We start from the raw sequence: 18993 nt of genomic DNA, 5'->3' as shown, positions 1-18993 counted from the left end.
TGCTTAGCACGGCCGCGAAGCGGTAAAATACAGGATGTATTTTATAATCCCCTAGGGGACGTCATTTTTAAGTAAACCTACGGATTGGGTTTATGTAGTACAAACAAGGACATTTACGGCATACCTAGGCCAGTGAATGAATCGTTTGGATAGAGTTTTGGTTTATGTAATGAAAGGACGTTAGTTAACCTTAAGTTACGGAACCTATCGAATTTTTTCGATAAAAAAAGTTTCTGTCCCCATCGTCTAGAGGCCTAGGACACCGCCCTTTCACGGCGGTAACAGGGGTTCGAATCCCCTTGGGGACGCCATATAAATGAACGAAGTGATAGCATTTTTTGCGTCACGAGGGGTGAGAGCCCCTTAGTTCGACAAATTCGTAGGAAACGAATTTGAACGTGCTTAGCACGGCCGCGAAGCGGTAAAATACAGGATGTATTTTATAATCCCCTAGGGGACGTCATTTTTAAGTAAACCTACGGATTGGGTTTATGTAGTACAAACAAGGACATTTACGGCATACCTAGGCCAGTGAATGAATCGTTTGGATAGAGTTTTGGTTTATGTAATGAAAGGATGTTAGTTAACCTTAAGTTACGGAACCTATCGAATTTTTTCGATAAAAAAAGTTTCTGTCCCCATCGTCTAGAGGCCTAGGACACCGCCCTTTCACGGCGGTAACAGGGGTTCGAATCCCCTTGGGGACGCCATATAAGAAAAGCCGTACATCACTGTACGGCTTTTTTTTTATTTTTTTATTCTAAATATTTCAAGTTTTAATCGGTGATATCTGAATGGTCTAATTTCAATATAGCGACGTATAGGTTTATATTAGATTCTACCTTAGCGTTTTGATGCTAATATATATGGTAACTGCTCTATGCGCTAACCCAGAGCATTTTATCGCCAAGTTAAATACAACAAATGCAGTATATTGATATTGAGTAACTCTAAATCATCTCCTCCATATTACCGAATTACGGTGAAATCACGCCTTATTGTTGTGCAAATTAAAGGTCATTGGACATTGCAAACTGACATGGCTTACCTGTCTGACTTAGGTGAAACTATGCACGCAATGCGCGGAAATACTTGGGCTGTGCTGGTTGATATGCGAGGCTGGGTTGTTCCTAAGTCAGTTAGTTCATCGCCACTTAAATCCGCTGTTAATTTGGACCGACGTAATCAAAAGCTTGAATGCTGGGTGGTAGATTCACCTTCGCAAGGTGACGCGCTATTGCCGTATTTTACGGAATCAGGCATCGTCCCTCGTTGCTTCAGTGACGGTTATGAGGCTTATGGCTGTTTACAAAATGCCGGATATATAGACAAAACGGAGTCTATTTGTGAAATCAATTGGCTCGCAAGATATTTAGCAACTAGTTAGGGGCATCTTGAACGGCTCTAGCGTTAGCAATTCGCTCACGTAGCAATGGATGAGTTTGTAACCAGCTGTCGACATTTGACTCTTTCGGTATCGTTTTCATCAGTTTTTCTAGCGCTAAAGCAAAAGCTTCAGTATCAAGCGCAGCAGTTTTCATCTGTTTCAGTGCGAAATTATCTGCTTCCCATTCCAATTCTGATGAAAACTGATTTTGTACCAGTGTTGTCGATATACCAGCAAAAGCATCAATCAGGCCACTTACATCGGCAAAAAAATAATCAATCACAAGAGACGAGAATAGACTTTGGGAAATAAGCCGCATCGAGTGATGATGTTCCACATGTCCTATCTCATGCAATAATACGGCTTGCAGCAAATCTTGACGACTTTCTATTAGTTGTATGAATTCATCGGTAACCACAATCGTGCCGTTTGGCAAAGCAAATGCATTGGCACCGAGCGACTCGCTTTTTCGAAAGAGTAGTGTGTAATATGCATTATCGAATGTAAGTTGACTCACTGCGCGCTGCCAGTTGGACTGAATTGTTTGTTGTTCGCTAAGAGTCAGTTCACTTGGCTGTAACATACTCTGATCCAATGCTTTGAGGGTATGTATAGACGCTAAATTTATTGCACTATAAGGGATTACTTCAGCAAAACGCTCAGCTGCAAGCGGAATAATATATTTAAAAATAATAAACAAACAAAGCGGCACCAATAATAAGCTAATGGCTATTGCTTGGTAGCTGCTTTCAAGCGTAGATGCCCATTGCTTTTTGCCGGAGGAATATATCAAAGAATCTAGCTCGGGCGTTGGCTCAAATGACAGTAAACCCATGTTCGGCAATATGACTTCGCGACGTGTTGCGGCTAATTTAGAGGTAGGGTTTAGCTGGCTTAATGGGATTGTGTGCAGTACTTCATTATTTGCATTGAGCACCCGCACTTCTTCTGCACTAAAATCGAGCTGAACTAGCAGGCAGCGAGCGCTGCCTGCAGGATAAAACATCGCGTTATGCATCGCTTTATCCTAAAGCAATATCTACGTCGAATACATTCGATATTTCTTCGCCTATCGCGCTTGTATCGTCCTGTGCTCCCTCAACTACATCAGTAATACCTTCTAAGACAGAGATTTTGGTCGCATTAGCATAAAATATCGATGTACGAATGTGGATCCACGGCAGCGCTAAGCCGAGCGTCACCACCAGTGCGATTAAGTTGCTCAAATGAAGCCATATTAATCTTGCTGCAGAGACACTCGAAGTGAAGCTAGCAACGTTGTTTATTTGCATCGAGTTGAATAAGTGATTGCGAACATAAGCTTGGTAAAAACTAGAAGCAATAAGGAATATCACCAGATACCCAAACATAATTCCCATTGTGAGCAAGGAAAACGATGGTCCCTGAGCGGCCTGAGCCTCAAACGCTCTAAATGATGCGCCTAGTGCTAACAAAGATAAAGCACCTATAACCAAAGCTAAGACCAATGCGCCGAACGAAGCAATGTAGTATTGAGAGCTACGCAGTTGAGTGGTGAATTTTTGCTGACCGTAAGTCATATTATTATGTAAAAATTCGTCCATTTTCTTAAATACCCAGGGAAGCGCAGTATAAAGGGTAAATACGCTGACGATTGGCAGTAAAACGAAGACAACAAATGCATCGCCATACTTTCCGTTGAAGCCAAATCTTATGTTGCGATATGCTGTCATACGCATTTTAAATCGAACCGCTAAGATAATCATCAATGGCGTTAGAAAGATAAAAGCCACGATGAAAACTAGCATCAACATAGGACTAAAAGCAGCAGCGATTGAATAAATAACAAATGCGACTACTGCTATAATTCGTCCTTTTAAAATTTGTATCGGGTTGGCTAAATATGAAAAGCAATGCCCATCAATCTCAGTGTTCGAGTAGAAATATCGATGAGTCCGCACGGTAGCCCAAGCTGAATAAATACCTAAGGTCACGATCGTCAGTAATATATTAACGATCCATATACCAAAAAACTCCGAGGTTTTACCATGAAACTTGACTTGAACTTGGCGTAATACTGCACTTTGGCCTGTGCTATCTGCTGACTCTAGCTTTGGGGCCCTTTGTGCGATCAGTCTATCAAGCTCAACTGCGCGCTCAGGATAGACGTCTGTGTCTATACCTGCTCTGGCGCTGAGTAAATCTTCATAGCTGTAGTTCGAATAATCTATATTATCGGTCATGTCGTTTTCCCTTCTTATTGATATTTATTTACTCAGTTCCCTGATCCCTGCGAGATACGCAGTTCGATAATACGGTAAAATGGTACGGAGTTAACCGATAAATTTGCTATTTCGATCTATGTTTAAGCTGATCAACGCTGTGGTACAATTAAATTTAAAGTTTCGCCTTAAGGAAACATGTGGAAAGTAAAGAAATAACGTCGCCATGCGTGCGAAATTGTTGCTTAGATCGGCAAGATATGTGCGTGGGGTGTTATCGAATGTTGGACGAAATAGTTGGCTGGGGGGATGCGTCCACTGAACGGCGAGCAGAAATTCTTAATCGTTGTTCATTAAGGGCTGAAAAGTCTGACCTTGAGAAAAATAAGCCGCTAAATCTAACACGATAGAATTTTCATATTTCGACTTTTCGTTTTACGTAAGGCTACTGATAGTCTTATGTTTTTTATTGGTTTTATTTACAGAGTAAACAAGTTGCAAGTAATTTTAGCGCCGATGGAAGGGGTGGTTGATCACCTCATGCGAGACATGTTGAGTAGGGTCGGTGGCTTCGACCTATGTGTCACTGAATTTGTGCGAGTCGTGGAATGCTTACTCCCTAAGAAAGTATTTTATCGTTTTTGCCCCGAGTTACATAACGATGGTTTTACCCCAAATGGTACTCCAGTGCGAGTGCAGTTACTTGGGCAGCATCCTCAACCGTTGGCCGAAAATGCTCAACGAGCAGTTGAACTGGGTTCTCACGGGGTAGATTTAAACTTTGGCTGTCCAGCCAAGACCGTGAATAAGAGTAAAGGGGGGGCCATTTTGTTGCGCGAGCCGCAAACTTTATACGATATTGTTAGTGCGGTACGCCAAGCCGTGCCAAGCGAACATAAAGTGACGGCAAAGATGCGCTTGGGTTTTGATGATAAAAGTTTAGCATTCGAAAATGCAGCGGCTATTGAAGCTGCGGGTGCAGATTTGCTAGTGATACACGCACGTACCAAAGTGGAAGGATATAAACCTCCCGCTTATTGGTCCTGGATCGCAGATATCAAACAGAAAGTGAATATCCCGATTATCGCTAATGGTGAAATATGGTCTTTTGATGATGCGATTAACTGCCAGCAGCAATCTAACTGTCAGAATATTATGCTTGGGCGGGGCATTCTCGCAGTACCTAATTTAGCGCGGGTTGTGCGTGGCGAGCAAGAAATCATGCCTTGGTCAGAGGTAAATCAACTACTATTAGATTACTCTGGATATGAAATATTTGGTGATAAGGGAAAATATTTTCCTAATCGTCTTAAGCAATGGTTAGGCTATTTAAGCCGTCAATATCCAGAAGCTGAAAGCTTATTTATGCAAGTACGCAGATTGAGCGACTCTCATGAAATAGTGCGCGTTTTACAGCAGCGGCACTAGACGTTTTTCATGGGCCAATGTAAAAATAAGAGGGTGTTGCAAGTGGTGTTATCACTCTGGTTTTTTCTCTTTTACCTTTCGATAAAGCGTTAAATCCTAACGTCTGCAATTGAACCCACCCGCTGGTTTTAATCTGTTGTTTGAGGCGCTTCAAACACTTGGGTGAACGCTGCTGGGTTACAAAATTCACTCGATTGAGTTTCTTGTGCTGGTGGTGGTCTGCGTTCAACCTCCTGCCTTGGTGATAGTTGAGTGGTTTGAACAGCATTCGCACTTGTTGAATTGACGCCCATAATGACGCTCCTAAGGAAACTCTTATTTGAGCTTAGTCTTGGTTAGCTAAGCCTGTCAGTGCGCCAATTATGTTAAAAACAAGCAACGGGTATTATGGCGCCACAAGTGGTTTTAACGTTTGTGCCATTGATTCAGCGATAATGGGCTGTGCTTTGGCATTTGGGTGAATACCGTCAGCTTGCATTAAGTCACTGTTTAGGGCGATATCTGCGAGGAAAAATGGTAGCAACACCACGTTATGATCTTTTGCTACTGCGGCGTAAGCGCCAGTGAAAAGCTCAGTATAGCGGCGCCCATAGTTTGTAGGTATCTGCATTTCTTGTAAGATAACCGTTGCCCCTGACGATTGACTGAGTTCAATTATTTTTGCTAGATTACTACGCATCTTAGCGACCGGATGACCCTGTAACCCGTCGTTGCCGCCGAGTTCGACAAATACATGACTAGGAGTATGTTGGTCTAACAAGCGTGGCAACCTTGCTAGTGCTCCGTCTGTTGTTTCGCCACTTATCGCAGCATTTACAACACTTATGTCGCTTTTTTGCCACGCATCTTGTAACAAACTTACCCAGCTTTGCGCTTGCGTCAAACCATAACCAGCACTTAGGCTATCACCTAGGATTAACAATTTACTCGATTTAGCCCAAAGTTGATCTGAAACCAGTAAAATTGGTAAAAGAAACAACATAACTTTCGCGCGCTTGCGCAGTGAATTACTTATCAAATTAAACACCATGGCTCCTACAAATATGATTAAAACGTCCGTGATTACGAAAACTGTTACTACGTCTCAAGGTGAGCTTTCGATCCTCAAGCCAATTAGTTTCGAAGTCAAGGCGGGTGAGTCGATTGCCATCGTGGGTGCGTCAGGCTCCGGTAAATCGACTTTACTAAGCCTTTTAGCGGGCCTTGATGAGGTCAGCAGCGGAGAAATTTATTTAGATGGACAGGGCTTGCATAACATGGATGAAGAACAGCGTGCTCAGTTACGCGGTGAAAAAGTCGGCTTTATCTTTCAAAGCTTTATGTTGGTGCAAAGTCTCACCGCATTAGAGAATATTATTTTGCCAGCTGAAATTGCCGGATTAGCTGACGCAAAACAACGTGGGCAAGATATTCTCGATAAGGTGGGCCTTGGACATAGAGGCGATCATTATCCTAATCAGTTGTCCGGTGGTGAACAGCAACGGGTAGCCATTGCTCGCGCCTTTATTACCAGGCCTAAAATACTTTTTGCTGATGAGCCTACCGGCAATTTGGATGCCGCCAACAGCGATAAAATAGAGCAATTATTGTTTGATCTAAATCGCGATTCGCATACTACGTTAGTTTTGGTTACTCATGACGGTGAACTGGCAAAACATTGTGAGCGTCAATTGTTAATGAATGCTGGCGAGTTGAGTGAAATAACGCCAGCTAATAATGCGGTAAATTCTGATGAGTCAGATGTGCCTGAAACGGCGCAGACTGCACAAAATCAGGTAGGGTAATGCATGACTAAGCAAACCTTTAATCTTGCTTGGCGATTGTTCAAGCATGAGGCTAAGCGCGGCGAGTTAACTATTATTTTACTCGCCATAATATTGTCAGTGGCCTCAGTGCTGTCTTTATCACTTTTCAGTGAACGTCTTCAATCAGCGTTAACCGCTAAAAGTGCCGAGTTTATTGCGGCGGATCGCGTCCTTAAGTCTCGTCAACCAGTGGATCAGAGCTGGATAGAAAAAGCACAAGAATTTAACTTGGATACGGCTAATCAGGTGTATACCCGCTCGATGGCGTTTTCTGGCGATAATATGATGCTAGTTGACTTACGCGCTGCAGCGCCGGGTTACCCGTTGAAAGGTACAGTAAGAGTTGCCGAGCAACCTTTTGCGCCAGGTCAAGCTATCAAGTCATTACCTAAGCCTGGTCACGCATGGATAGAATCTCGTCTTTTTCAAAACTTAGACCTAACACTTGGCCAAGATATTGAAGTAGGTGATAAGAAATTTACTGTCACTAAAGTGCTATCTGATGTACCGGATGCTGGTTTTAGCGTTTTTGGTGGCGATCCTAAAGTGCTGATCGGTGAGCAGGATTTAGCAGCAACAAATATTATCGGCCCGGGTAGTAGGGCTTCTTTTAGCTATTTTTTTACCGGTAGCGAAGCTGACTTAAATGCGTATTACGATTGGTTGATGCCAAAATTAGATAAAGAATTACAGAGTTGGATATCGGTCAGTGATGATGATTCTGCTATCGGGCGTTCCATAGCCAAAGCTGAGCAGTATTTTTTATTGGCAAGCTTGCTGGCGATTGTTTTGGCTGCAGTATCCATTGCTGTTGCCGCTCAGCGCTATAGCCAGCGACACTATGATCCCGTTGCCATCATGAAAACGTTAGGCGCGAGCAAAGCGATGGTGCAGCAAGTCTACCTATTGCAAATAACGTTTATTACGTTGTTAGGCATAGTGATAGGCACTTTATTGGGCTTTATACTTCAGCAGGTTGTGGTCTGGGCTCTGGCAGGCAGCGTTGAAGTATCATTGGACGTGTGGTTCTGGCGACCACTGATTATTGCTGTATTTACCGGTGCCATATGCGCAGTACTGTTCTCGCTTTATCCTTTGCTTAAGCTTTTTTCAGTTTCACCCTTGCGAGTATTACGTCGCGATTTGGGGGCATCGCTTAGTTCGCGCTTTATTCAGTTTTTAGCCTCAGGGGGCGCAATATTCAGTCTAATGTGGGCATATAGTGGTAATTTGGGCTTAAGTGCTATTTTATTTGGCTCAGGCATTCTATTGGTTATTAGTCTGTTGCTTGTGACATTTGGTTTGATCTGGTTGGGGCGCAAGCTCGGTAAAGGTAAAATGGGCGCATGGCAGTTAGCTTGGGCTCGTATTAGACGCCGGGCCATGGACAACGCCATTCAGCTCATTAGTTTTGCGGTAACGATTATGCTGCTCTTGATCGTCTTAGTTATGCGAAATGACATGATTGCTCAGTGGCAAGACCAACTTCCTAAGGGCACACCAAATTACTTTCTGGTGAATATTACTCAGCAGCAGTTGCCTGATTTAAAAACGCATTTTACTCAGGAAAATGTTGATATTGAAAATTTTTATCCTGTTGTACGAGGTCGTTTTGTAGCCATTAATGACGAAAAAGTTTCGACGGCTGTGAGCAAAGAAGATGCTGAAGCTGGCGAACGTCAGGGCCGTGAGGGATTAGGGCGCGAAGCCAATTTAACTTGGAGCGATACCTTACAGCATGAAAATACAATCGTCGCAGGTCAGTGGTTTGATACGAGTGAGCCGTTGGCCAGTGGTTTATATGGCGTGTCTGTTGAAGCGCGCATTGCACAACGGTTAAATATTAAGCTTGGGGATAAACTCACCTTTAATGTGGGTAGTGAAGTGATAAATACAGAGGTATCAAGCCTGCGTGAAGTTGACTGGCAAACTATGCAACCAAACTTCTTTTTTGTTATTCAGCCTCAAGCAATGAAGGATTATTTGCCGACATATTTGTCTAGCTTTTACTTAGATAAGTCTCGTAAATCAGATATTACAGAACTTATGAAGCCATTTGCCAGTGTGACGTTATTTGACGTCGATGCCAGAATTGAACAACTTCGAGGGATCGTCAAACAAGTGTCTTTGGCGGTAGAGTTTATCTTAGTACTGGTATTAGCCGCAGGTGCATTAGTGCTTATTGCGCAAGTGCAGGCAAGTATGGATGAACGACAGCAGGAACTGGCCATACTGCGGACATTGGGGGCTAAAGGGCGGTTGATACGCGCGAGTGTATTGTTTGAATTTGTTATTATTGGTTTAGTTGCAGGTTTAATGGCTGCGTTCGCTAATGAAGTCAGTTTATTTTTCTTACAAAGCCAAGTGTTTGATATGGACGCTTCTTTACACTGGGAGTATTGGTTTATTGCGCCTGTTGCTGGGGCAATTGTAGTAGGGGCTTTAGGTATGGTTGGTTGTTGGCGCTTGTTGCGTTTAAACACCAGTCATTTATTACGCCAAATGGTGTAAATTCAATTTCAAGCATTGGGTAAAATAAAAAAGCCGATAACTCGTAAGTGAATTATCGGCTTTTTTGTATGAACGCTCGAATTAATAAAATGAATTTGTTATTCGATTTATCTTAATGAGGGTCAATATGTCTATAAACGCAAGCACTCAAGAGCATGTGCTAATTCAGGGTAATGAAATTGATAACCACTTTCTTGCAAACGCTTAGGGACCACGCGCTGACCATGTAAAAGTAAATCTGCGGCATCACCCATGATTGTGCGTAAGACAAATGCTGGCATGGGCAAAAAGCACGGGCGATGTAACACCGATGCAAGCGTTTGACTAAACTCTGCATTGGTTACCGGCGTAGGTGCTGTGAAATTAAACACTCCGCGACATTCTGTGTGCTCAATTAAATGAATCAGCCCATCTATCATGTCTTCTAAATGTATCCATGACATATATTGACGACCTGTGCCCATAGGCCCACCTAAGCCAAATTTAAACGGCGGCACCATTTTCATCAATGCTCCACCGCGACGGGTAATCACGATACCGGTGCGCACTATACAAACTCGAGTGTGCTGCGACTCAGCTTCTTTAGCTAAACTTTCCCAGCGCTCACACAACTGATGACTGAATTCATCGTAAGGGCTGTCAAACTCTTCATCAATAATTTGATCGTCTTGACGGCCATAATAACCAATGGCCGAACCACTGATAAATAAAGAGGGTGGGCGGCTACTCGCTTTGATTAACGAGACTAACTTTTCGGTCATCCCCCAGCGACTTTGCTCAATGCGCTCTTTTTGTTCAGGTGACCAGCGCTTATCAGCAATTGGCTCGCCAGCTAAATTGATTACTACATGAAAATCATCAAGATTTTCAAAATCATCTAGTGATGAAATTAAAGTCACTTTGTGACCCAATAGCAACTCGGCCTGAGATACGTTGCGGGTGATCACTGTAATGTCGTTTGGTTTTAACTTTGGGATAAGGTTCGAACCAATTAATCCTGTACCTCCAGTAATCAAAATACGCATATAAAATCCTTGTTGTGTTACGTTTTAAAGCACGAAAGACAAAGGGAAACTGAATCAGAAAACCTTAGAGCATGGGGTTTATCGACTTCAGCTTCAGCATAAATTACCCGCGGATGTTCAGCTGCGATAGCCAATACATCTGCGGTCAATTTTTCTAATAGTGCAAATCTATTATCTTCGACCAAATGAATAATTCGTTTGGTGATAACCTTATAATTAAGCGCATCGTCCATATTATCAGACCCAGTCGCTTGGTCCGCCTTATATTCTATTTTCACATTCACGATCACATCTTGCTTATTATTTATTTCATCTTGATTAATACCAATATAGGTACGTAAACGTAGATTTTTTATCCGGATCGTCGCTGGATTTAACTTCATATTATTATCACCCTTGTTCTAGGACGTAAAAATAACCTAAAATCAGTACGTTAATATCTTTTAACCGTTTTGTACACGGATAATAAACGAGATGTCGCCAATATGCTCCATAATACTAAAAACGTGGCTTAAGGCTATAAAATAAGCTTATTATCTGATAGTTTCCCAGCTCACTTTAATAATGACCCAATCTATGCAAATGAAATACTCTCCTTCGCTGAAAATTTTAATAATATTAGCGTCTTTGGTAATTGTACTCGCAGGTATTAAGGCAGCCAGTGCCATCGTAGTACCGTTCTTGTTATCCATTTTCATTGCGATGTCATGTAGTCCCATTATCAACTGGGCTAACCAATATAGAATTCCCAGAGCAGTATCGGTGATATTAGTGATACTGCTAATGGTGGTTTTCGGATTTATGCTGGCGGGTTTGGTTGGTCAATCAATGAACGATTTCAGTGATAATTTACCAAAGTATCGCGAGCAACTCGTTGATCAGTTTGCATGGGCAATAGGGCGCTTGAACGACTTTAATATTCAAATCAACAAAGATCAGTTGCTGTCTTATTTAGACCCAGGTGCAGCCATGAACATGGCCACCAGCTTATTGACTAGCTTAGGCGGGGTATTAACTAACTTTTTGCTTATCCTACTTATTGTGGTTTTTATGTTATTTGAAGCGGAGTCATTTCCGCGCAAGATCCATATCGCGTTAGACGATCCAAACATGAAAATGCGTCAAATCGATAAATTTCTGATGTCAGTTAAAAACTATTTGGCAATCAAGACACTTGTCAGTTTAGGCACCGGCCTTATTATTGGGTTATGGTTGTATTTCCTCGGAGTAGATCATTATTTACTATGGGCTACGTTAGCTTTCTTACTTAACTATATTCCTAATATCGGTTCGATTATTGCCGCAGTACCGGCGGTATTACTGGCGTTAGTGCAACTTGGGCCAGGCGTCGCGGGGTTGACTGCACTTGGGTTTATTGTGACTAACACCGTGATGGGCAACATTGTCGAACCACGCTATATGGGGCGAGGCCTAGGGTTATCGACTTTAGTGGTCTTTTTGTCGTTGATTTTTTGGGGCTGGCTACTGGGTACTGTGGGTATGTTGCTGTCTGTTCCGTTAACGATGATCGTTAAAATTGCTTTTGAATCAGGACAAGATACTCGCTGGATTGCTCAATTACTGGCCAGTGATGGCCCTGAGCTTAAGGAGTTAGAGCATCAAGATGAAAAAGACCAAACTCAAGAAAATAAAGGCGCTCAATAATAAGTAACTTCCCTTATTACGCGTACTTCATGTATAGGCTACCGTCGGACTTGTTTGGTGCGTAGCCTTCATAATATGAAACGATCTCACCAATTCTGTATGTTTAACATTAATTTTTAGCATTACGGCTATAAATATGTCTATTTAGCCCTTATCAAGTGCCACAAAAAACTGAACCACACAGCGCTAATCTGTGTAGTAATTGATTTATGACCACTCAATAGGAGATAAAATGGTCCGCTATATCGTTCGCAAACCCTTTGGCAAAACGTTTACTTATAAATATCCGTCTGGTCGTACGGTCAAAAGTAAAGGCATTAAGCGTTGGGTAGACAGTTTAGCTATTCCACCTGCTTGGCAAGACGTACAAATCGAATTGGACCGCAGCGCTAAAGTATTGGCCTTTGGCCGTGACGAGAAAAATCGTAAGCAATATATTTACAATCAGAATTGGACCGAACAGGCGAGTAAACAGAAATTCGAACGTATTTTGCGTTTTGCCAAACAGTTGTCAACCATGCGCCGGGCAACCGGGCAGCATATCACTCAGCGACCGATTGACGAGAACGCAGTTCTCGCATGTATGACACGTATGTTAGATGACGCCTTTTTTCGTCCCGGCAGCGCTTCCTACACCCGAGACAATCAGACCTACGGCTTAACCACGCTGCGGGCAAAACATATGAACTTCGAACGTAAACATGTGGAGTTTGATTATGTTGGTAAAAGTCATCAGCAACAGCACAGGGAAGTGACAGATAAACACGTTAGAGATGTGCTGGCCCAATTAGAAACGATGACCGGTTATGAATTATTTGATATCACCTTGCCTGACGGAGAGCGCAAAAATTTAACGGCACAAGACCTGAATCAATATATTGCTGAAGTTATGGGGGAAGATTTTAGCGCTAAAGACTTTAGAACTTGGGCGGGCACAGTGTTAATGGCCGTAGCACTAGATGAATTAGGCCCTGTTGAGGATAAAAAACTGAATCAAAGTAATGTGCTTGCTGCGGTCAAAAAGGTCGCCAGTCAACTGGGTAATACCCCTGCCGTTTGTCGTTCAAACTATATTCATCCACACGTGATTATGCAGTACGAAAGCGGTCGAACCTTGGCTTATTTTCGTCAACAACTAAAACGTACCCGTTCTAAATATTTCAGCCCAGACGAAAAAGCGACCTTGAAATTACTAGAATATTTGATCGCAAGCGAATGAATAATATGTATTTTTATCATGATGACAATTTGGCTACTATAGCAACTTAAAACAACACCTAAAAAGAATGGCTCAGGCCCTAACTACACTTAAAGGACTAATAATGAAAATACGAATTTTCCTCTTCACCTTGACATGTTTGACCTTCGGCGCGCACGCTGAGAATAAAGCATCTCGGGAGTCAGTTGAACAGCTGATGGTGTTAACTGACGTATCGAAAATGATGCAGGCCATGCAAGAGCAAGTCAGTAACATGTTCAATAACATGGCGACTCAAATGAACATTTCTGAACAGGAAAGACCCGCATTTCAGAAGTATATGGGAAAACTAGATATCTTATTTAAAGAACAAATGACTTGGCAGCAGTTTAAAGATCCCATGATCAATGTGTATTTAAAGCATTTTAACCAAAAAGAAATTAATGGATTGATTGCATTCTATCAATCTGACGTTGGCCGCAGCATGACGCAGAAAATGCCCCTGGTGATGCAAGATTCTATGTTAGTTGGCCAGCAAATGATGCAAGGCGTGATGCCGAAAGTGCAAGCCATAGCGGAAGAATTGCAAGGTGAAATTCAACAAGCTAGAGAGCAGGAAGACGCCCAGTAAACTCGCTTCTATATACAGGGATTGGAAAATAAGCCGCTATGATACCAGTGGCTTATTAATTTGATAAAAATAAATACCTCACCCCAGATGCTCTTTAGTTGCTCGAAAGCCCCTTTAAGCGCTTCATACCTAGACTATACGCCTTTTCAAACATTCTGTGATTACGTCTTATAAAGCACATGCTGACCTACACATGACAAAAAACCATAAGAGGAACATAACATCTCTTAAAGATGCCTTTGTGACCCAGTTCGCAGGCGCAACAGTATTGATGGAATTAACACTGAATGTTGTAACATCATGCTGGGTATCTCCCATTCAAGAAATGAATGAGTTTATTATTGGGTATGTATTTAATGTAGAGGTATATTGATATGATACAAAGTTAAACGGAAAATAAGATAAGCTGCTAGTTACTTAAAACTAGCAGCTATTAGCACCAGGGAGGCACATAACAGTTCACTACGCTGTCGAAGGGTATTATTACTAATTTTGTGACTAATTATTAGTGTTTGAGTGTAAGTTATTAGTAAACAATGTGCATAAACTGTGCATTTAAATTCTTTTTTCACATATTTATCTTGTTAAATAAGCTTAATATATTCAGCAGAGCACATTGAATTGACTAAGATCTCATAAATTAAATATTGTGCTGAAAACGAAATATAAGCATAGATGTATTCCTATTGGTATTTTGCAAATGCCTATTCTTAGTATTGCCAATCAACCCTTCCCAATGCCCCATAAACGACGTGATTTACCAGATAATATGGCCTTCCATCATCAATGTATAGCTATTTTTCGCTATATGGCAGCTACTGTTGTGCATAGTTATTAACCATCATCACCCCTCTAAAAAGTAAATAGATCGTCTTCTAATCTTCTATTATGAAGATAAAAACCAAAAAAATACGCTATTGAACTCACCTTATACCAATCACCTTGGCGATTCTCGATTCTTCAAATGTGCATAAATATGCAATTTATCGTCAAGGTCTGTAAAGGTTCAGTCAGCGAAGCGTAAATTTCCGTTTAAGTGGATATTTTTTAACCACTTTGAATTGATTCTCGACTTGGCTAGGTGCTTAATTCGCCACTTGGGATGAGTCCCATAATCACATGTCGACGCACGGCTCATACAGCAAAATAATAATTAAATGACATTCAGCTTATTTATTTCAAATGGTATGAATGCGGGGAATTTATATGTTCAAAAATAATACATTAGCAAAGGCGATTAAACTTTCATTTATGGTCGGTGGCGCAGCTATGATTCTACCCAGTAGCTTTGTTGCTGCTCAGGTAAATGAAGGTGGTGACGCAAATTTAGTTGAAAAAATCCAAGTGACGGGGTCGCGTATCAAGCGTACTGATCTGGAGTCAGCAAGTCCCATCTCTATTATTAGCGCTGAAGATATTAAACTCGGTGGCTTTACGTCTATAGAGCAGGTACTGCAACAGAGTACCGCATCTAGCGGTATGGCGACTGGCGCCGCGACCAATAATGGTGGAGCCGGTGCAGCGCGCATTAACCTACGTGGTTTAGGTAGCAACCGTACGCTTGTATTAGTGAACGGTCGTCGCATGGTCAACTCGGGTACTGGGGCTGACTCGTCAGTTGATTTAAACACTATCCCGTTGGCTACCATTGAGCGGGTTGAAGTGCTTAAAGATGGTGCATCTGCGGTATACGGTTCAGATGCGATAGCAGGGGTAGTGAACATCATTACCAAAACTAATTTCGATGGTCTTGAGTTGTCAATGGGATACGCGGGTTCTGCAAAAGGTGATGCGAATACTGGCGATATTAGTTTGGTTACCGGTGGCGGTGGCGAAAAAGGTCACTTCGTTCTGGGATTAAGTTATGTTAACCGCGGAAAAGCCATGCAAGGTGATCGCAGTTTCTCTGCTTGCCCTGATAATGATTTTGATTCTATTGGTGCTTGCCAATCAGGCAGCTCATATATACCAGGTGGTAATTATAATTCTGGAGATGGTTGGGGAACGCTGGACAGTGATAAAAATTGGACTGAAGGTTACGACGCCTATAATTACGCAGATAGTTCATACCTTTACACGCCACAAAAGCGTATCGGCTTATTCGCAAACGCCAATTATGATGTGAATCAAGATACCCAAGTTTACCTAGAAACCTTATATACCAAGCGCACCTCTACGCAGCAAATGGCACCATCGCCTATTAGCGCTACACTAACGGCGGATGCAACGGGTAATCCTTTTGGCGTGGCAACATCCATGCGTCGTCGTATGACGGAAGTGGGTGATCGTGTGTTCGATCAAGTTACTGACACGCTTCGCACGGTTGTCGGGGCTCAAGGCTTATGGGATGTGGGCTCTGGCTATGAATGGGACGTGTCATATTCCTATGGTCGTAACGATGCCACTGACCGCTCGTCTAACTATATTAACCTAACCAAACTTTATAATACGATGGACTCGTCAGTTTGTAATGATGTGGGCATTCCATGTCAAGATTGGTTTGTTGGGGAAGGGGAGTTGTCGGCTGATACAATTGATTACATCTCATATACCGACCAAGCAACCGGTGGCAATGAATTCAATATCGTTAATCTTAATCTAACGGGAGATTTATTTGAGCTTCCCGCTGGTTTTGTTGGGTTTGCCGCAGGTGCAGAATATCGTCGTGAAAAAGGGTGGTATCAACCTGATGCAGTAACTGTAGCGGGTGATGGCAGTGCCTCTGCGCAAGAAGCCACCTCTGGTAGCTTTGATACTACGCAATTTTACGCTGAGTTTGCTATTCCTTTGTTAGCTGATTTACCTTTGGTTAAAACGTTATCGATTGACGCGGCTGTACGTTGGTTTGATTATAGTACGTTTGATTCAGATACCACGTGGAAGATGGGATTAAGCTGGCACGTAAATGATGACTTGATGATTCGAGGCGTAGCGTCAACGGCCTTTCGTGCGCCAACCGTTGATGAGTTATATGGCGGTGATGTGGGTTCATACGATTACTTAACCGATCCCTGTTCTGGTTACGGTGGCAGCGATTCAAGTTCAAGCCTGTATCAAACTTGTCAGTCAGAAATTGGCAATACAAGTTACCAATATACTGATGGACAAATTGAAAATACCTATACGACTGTGGCGAATTTAACGCCTGAGCAAGCGGATACGGTGACGGTTGGGGTAGTGTATAACCCACACGATATTGAAGGTTTATCGCTCACTGTGGATTACTTTAATATTGAAGTCAGCAACGCGATTTCGCGTATTTCGACACAGACTTATCTGGATCAGTGTTATGCAGGCGAATCAAGCTATTGTGATGTGTTAAATATCACCCGTGATGAAGTAACAGGTAACATTGACTACATGGAATCTCCTTTGACCAATGTTGGCACAATTGAAACCCGCGGCGTTGATATGAACATGGCTTACGTTTTTGAAGCGATGGGCTTTGATTGGTCAGTAGATCTGGATGCAACTCGTCTTCTTGAATATACCGAAGATGAAGTCGAATACACGGGGAAAATTGACGGCACTAATGGCGGGTTCGCCAAATGGAAATCTAACCTAGGCATTAAAATGGGCCAAGACGACTGGACCCTAAGCTGGAAGGCGCGTTATATCGGCAGTATGACCGACGACTATTATGCATCTTATGATCTAGTGCAAGATGTCAGTTCGGTGACGTATCACGATCTAGCGGCGCAGTATTTCGTCAATGACACTTGGTCAATATCTGCCGGCGTGGATAATTTGTTTGATAAAACGCCTCCATACATCTATTCATGGAATAACGCGAATACCGTCCCTGAGGTATACGATGTGATGGGACGTTATTACCATGCAAAAGTAACGGCGCGTTTCTAAGCTCATTCTTTGCCAAGTCCATAACACGCGATTTAGGCTTAACGAAGATCGTTAAAGCCTAAATCGTTTAACGACATACTAGTGGGCATTGCATGTAAAGTGGGTAAACGAAGTAAATCACAATCCGGTAAATGACCTTTACCGGATTTTTTTATGGGTATTTTATGTGTAATAGCGTGACGAGCAGGGGGGGATGTATTGATCGGCTGAAGGTTATTATCTTGTTTTAAAAAAGCTTTAATCGATCAAAGTTAGTAAGTTGCAATATAGGGTAGTTATAGCTATTCTTTTTTTAACTTTATAGACAAGTAGCCTTCCATCCCTTGAGTCTAAGTTAATTGCTTATAGTGGGAATTTGTCAAGTGGTATAAAGATGAGATAAAAAATACAATTCAATCAACTTCGGATTTGTAAACCGTAGTTAGCACATATTTTTTTTAATACTCAATTTTAAACACTTACTTCCACAAGGATGGCGTATGGTTAAGTTTATAGAACGTGGTGTTGCTTCGCATATATTCGCACTTGCTACATTATTCTGTCTTATCCTTTCTTCTCCATTATTCGCTCGAAATTGCAACATTAGCGTTAACATTAAGTCGATTGAAGGTGAACTTGGATACCAAAGTCGAGGGCAATTTTGCGAGGGGCTTTATGAATCGAAAATTTCAGCTGACTTCGAACTTGTCTCACTATTATATTCTCCTTTCCCCACATTTTCTGTAAACGACGTTTTGAATGTGTTTGTTCCTAAGCTCTCCTCTGAGCTTTTCCCCTCAGGCGCAAGTATAACCGCGTTGTCACTCAAACCACGAATGTATTATCGAATGGATGCAACCATGGCGGACAATTCATCACTTACATGGCCGCTTAATCAAGTTATTTCTAAAATACCATTGACTCATGCTGAAATAGGTATGTTTGGTTGGACAAATAGAAATACCGATATTCTTTATACGCCGTTAAGCATCCAATTAGAACGTGAAAAACTATTTTCTATCAAACCTGAGACTGTGCAAGTCGCGGTGCGAGCGGGGGTGAATATTGAGTACCTTGTATGGCGAGTGTTTTCACAAAACATATACGGGGAAGAGCATTTAATAGAAGAGTTTCATGCCGCTGGTCATCCGATTCGATTTAATTTTGAGTTACTTGAATTTACCAATGGCATTTACCAAATTCAATTAGATGCAAAATCCGTAGGCAGCGATGAGTGGTTAACACAAATATTATCAGTTGCTGCACCAACGGAATAGTCGTATCTAATTAGCTAAAGGATAA

At 42.1% G+C, this 18993-nt stretch carries 16 protein-coding genes and 2 tRNA genes; 12 read left to right on the top strand and 6 right to left on the bottom strand.

Annotation, left to right across the window (positions count from 1 at the left end; all coding sequences use genetic code 11):
* Positions 1 to 235 precede the first annotated feature (235 nt).
* The 3 genes from GQR89_RS13870 to GQR89_RS13860 all read left to right on the top strand — a co-directional run bounded on the left by GQR89_RS13870 (position 236) and on the right by GQR89_RS13860 (position 1387).
* A tRNA-Glu gene (locus GQR89_RS13870) sits at positions 236 to 311 on the top strand.
* A gap of 323 nt (positions 312 to 634) precedes the next feature.
* Positions 635 to 710 (top strand) — tRNA-Glu (locus GQR89_RS13865).
* Positions 711 to 982: 272 nt separating this feature from the next.
* Complete coding sequence (locus GQR89_RS13860) at positions 983 to 1387, top strand: hypothetical protein (protein ID WP_233268975.1); 405 nt, start codon at positions 983 to 985, stop codon at positions 1385 to 1387.
* On the opposite strand, the gene GQR89_RS13855 is transcribed toward GQR89_RS13860, so the two are convergent.
* Positions 1380 to 2405: a M48 family metallopeptidase gene (locus GQR89_RS13855; RefSeq protein ID WP_158770586.1), complete on the bottom strand. Its 1026-nt coding sequence runs from the start codon at positions 2403 to 2405 to the stop codon at positions 1380 to 1382. The genes GQR89_RS13860 and GQR89_RS13855 overlap by 8 nt on opposite strands.
* 4 nt (positions 2406 to 2409) lie before the next feature.
* Positions 2410 to 3609 carry a YjgN family protein gene (locus GQR89_RS13850; protein ID WP_158770585.1) on the bottom strand — a complete coding sequence of 400 codons (1200 nt, stop codon included), beginning with the start codon at positions 3607 to 3609 and terminating at the stop codon, positions 2410 to 2412.
* A 260-nt stretch (positions 3610 to 3869) separates the two neighbouring features.
* On the opposite strand from GQR89_RS13850, the gene GQR89_RS21565 reads away from it, so the two are divergent.
* Positions 3870 to 3998 (top strand): DUF1289 domain-containing protein, encoded by a 129-nt coding sequence (locus GQR89_RS21565; RefSeq protein WP_233268974.1) that lies wholly within the window; start codon positions 3870 to 3872, stop codon positions 3996 to 3998.
* Positions 3999 to 4083: 85 nt separating this feature from the next.
* Positions 4084 to 5016, top strand: a complete 933-nt coding sequence (gene dusC / locus GQR89_RS13840) for a tRNA dihydrouridine(16) synthase DusC (RefSeq protein WP_158770583.1) — start codon at positions 4084 to 4086, stop codon at positions 5014 to 5016.
* Between the two features lie 128 nt (positions 5017 to 5144).
* On the opposite strand, the gene GQR89_RS13835 is transcribed toward dusC, so the two are convergent.
* Both GQR89_RS13835 and GQR89_RS13830 read right to left on the bottom strand, forming a co-directional pair.
* Entirely contained in the window at positions 5145 to 5309 is a 165-nt protein-coding gene (locus tag GQR89_RS13835) for a hypothetical protein (protein ID WP_158770582.1), read from the bottom strand.
* A 92-nt stretch (positions 5310 to 5401) separates the two neighbouring features.
* Positions 5402 to 6043, bottom strand: a complete 642-nt coding sequence (locus GQR89_RS13830; RefSeq protein WP_158770581.1) for an arylesterase — start codon at positions 6041 to 6043, stop codon at positions 5402 to 5404.
* 16 nt (positions 6044 to 6059) lie between these two features.
* On the opposite strand from GQR89_RS13830, the gene GQR89_RS13825 reads away from it, so the two are divergent.
* A complete protein-coding gene (locus GQR89_RS13825) occupies positions 6060 to 6800 on the top strand; it encodes an ABC transporter ATP-binding protein (protein ID WP_233268973.1) in 741 nt (246 codons plus the stop codon).
* A gap of 3 nt (positions 6801 to 6803) precedes the next feature.
* Positions 6804 to 9332, top strand: a complete 2529-nt coding sequence (locus GQR89_RS13820) for an ABC transporter permease (protein ID WP_158770580.1) — start codon at positions 6804 to 6806, stop codon at positions 9330 to 9332.
* 131 nt (positions 9333 to 9463) lie between these two features.
* Here GQR89_RS13820 and GQR89_RS13815 read toward each other — a convergent pair whose 3' ends face one another.
* Positions 9464 to 10357: a TIGR01777 family oxidoreductase gene (locus GQR89_RS13815; protein WP_158770579.1), complete on the bottom strand. Its 894-nt coding sequence runs from the start codon at positions 10355 to 10357 to the stop codon at positions 9464 to 9466.
* A gap of 17 nt (positions 10358 to 10374) precedes the next feature.
* On the bottom strand, positions 10375 to 10740 hold the full coding sequence (gene folX, locus GQR89_RS13810) for a dihydroneopterin triphosphate 2'-epimerase (protein ID WP_158770578.1): 366 nt from the start codon (positions 10738 to 10740) through the stop codon (positions 10375 to 10377).
* 193 nt (positions 10741 to 10933) lie between these two features.
* Here folX and GQR89_RS13805 point away from each other — a divergent pair, with 193 nt between their 5' ends.
* The 5 genes from GQR89_RS13805 to GQR89_RS13785 all read left to right on the top strand — a co-directional run bounded on the left by GQR89_RS13805 (position 10934) and on the right by GQR89_RS13785 (position 18968).
* Positions 10934 to 12022 (top strand): AI-2E family transporter, encoded by a 1089-nt coding sequence (locus GQR89_RS13805; protein ID WP_158770577.1) that lies wholly within the window; start codon positions 10934 to 10936, stop codon positions 12020 to 12022.
* A 232-nt stretch (positions 12023 to 12254) separates the two neighbouring features.
* Positions 12255 to 13241, top strand: coding sequence for a DNA topoisomerase IB (locus GQR89_RS13800; RefSeq protein WP_158770576.1), 987 nt, complete (start codon positions 12255 to 12257; stop codon positions 13239 to 13241).
* Positions 13242 to 13344: 103 nt separating this feature from the next.
* On the top strand, positions 13345 to 13851 hold the full coding sequence (locus GQR89_RS13795; RefSeq protein WP_158770575.1) for a DUF2059 domain-containing protein: 507 nt from the start codon (positions 13345 to 13347) through the stop codon (positions 13849 to 13851).
* A 1206-nt stretch (positions 13852 to 15057) separates the two neighbouring features.
* Positions 15058 to 17712: a TonB-dependent siderophore receptor gene (locus tag GQR89_RS13790; protein WP_158770574.1), complete on the top strand. Its 2655-nt coding sequence runs from the start codon at positions 15058 to 15060 to the stop codon at positions 17710 to 17712.
* A 479-nt stretch (positions 17713 to 18191) separates the two neighbouring features.
* The gene (locus tag GQR89_RS13785; protein ID WP_158770573.1) at positions 18192 to 18968 is read left to right on the top strand and encodes a hypothetical protein; all 777 of its coding nucleotides are present in this window, start codon (positions 18192 to 18194) and stop codon (positions 18966 to 18968) included.
* Positions 18969 to 18993: the final 25 nt, after the last annotated feature.

The organism is Paraglaciecola sp. L1A13, assembly GCF_009796745.1.
GTDB lineage: Bacteria > Pseudomonadota > Gammaproteobacteria > Enterobacterales > Alteromonadaceae > Paraglaciecola.
Note: the sequence above shows the minus strand (reverse complement) of the source record. Positions and strands in the feature narration are given on the sequence as shown.

What these genes read in the sequence shown, in the direction of transcription:
- GQR89_RS13855 (WP_158770586.1), bottom strand. Translation starts at nt 2,405, where the DNA reads ATGCATAACGCGATGTTTTATCCTGCAGGCAGCGCTCGCTGCCTGCTA.
- folX (WP_158770578.1), bottom strand. Translation starts at nt 10,740, where the DNA reads ATGAAGTTAAATCCAGCGACGATCCGGATAAAAAATCTACGTTTACGT.
- GQR89_RS13825 (WP_233268973.1), top strand. Translation starts at nt 6,060, where the DNA reads ATGATTAAAACGTCCGTGATTACGAAAACTGTTACTACGTCTCAAGGT.
- GQR89_RS13850 (WP_158770585.1), bottom strand. Translation starts at nt 3,609, where the DNA reads ATGACCGATAATATAGATTATTCGAACTACAGCTATGAAGATTTACTC.
- GQR89_RS13795 (WP_158770575.1), top strand. Translation starts at nt 13,345, where the DNA reads ATGAAAATACGAATTTTCCTCTTCACCTTGACATGTTTGACCTTCGGC.
- GQR89_RS21565 (WP_233268974.1), top strand. Translation starts at nt 3,870, where the DNA reads ATGTTGGACGAAATAGTTGGCTGGGGGGATGCGTCCACTGAACGGCGA.
- GQR89_RS13805 (WP_158770577.1), top strand. Translation starts at nt 10,934, where the DNA reads ATGCAAATGAAATACTCTCCTTCGCTGAAAATTTTAATAATATTAGCG.
- GQR89_RS13835 (WP_158770582.1), bottom strand. Translation starts at nt 5,309, where the DNA reads ATGGGCGTCAATTCAACAAGTGCGAATGCTGTTCAAACCACTCAACTA.
- GQR89_RS13820 (WP_158770580.1), top strand. Translation starts at nt 6,804, where the DNA reads ATGACTAAGCAAACCTTTAATCTTGCTTGGCGATTGTTCAAGCATGAG.
- GQR89_RS13815 (WP_158770579.1), bottom strand. Translation starts at nt 10,357, where the DNA reads ATGCGTATTTTGATTACTGGAGGTACAGGATTAATTGGTTCGAACCTT.
- GQR89_RS13800 (WP_158770576.1), top strand. Translation starts at nt 12,255, where the DNA reads ATGGTCCGCTATATCGTTCGCAAACCCTTTGGCAAAACGTTTACTTAT.
- GQR89_RS13790 (WP_158770574.1), top strand. Translation starts at nt 15,058, where the DNA reads ATGTTCAAAAATAATACATTAGCAAAGGCGATTAAACTTTCATTTATG.
- GQR89_RS13785 (WP_158770573.1), top strand. Translation starts at nt 18,192, where the DNA reads ATGGTTAAGTTTATAGAACGTGGTGTTGCTTCGCATATATTCGCACTT.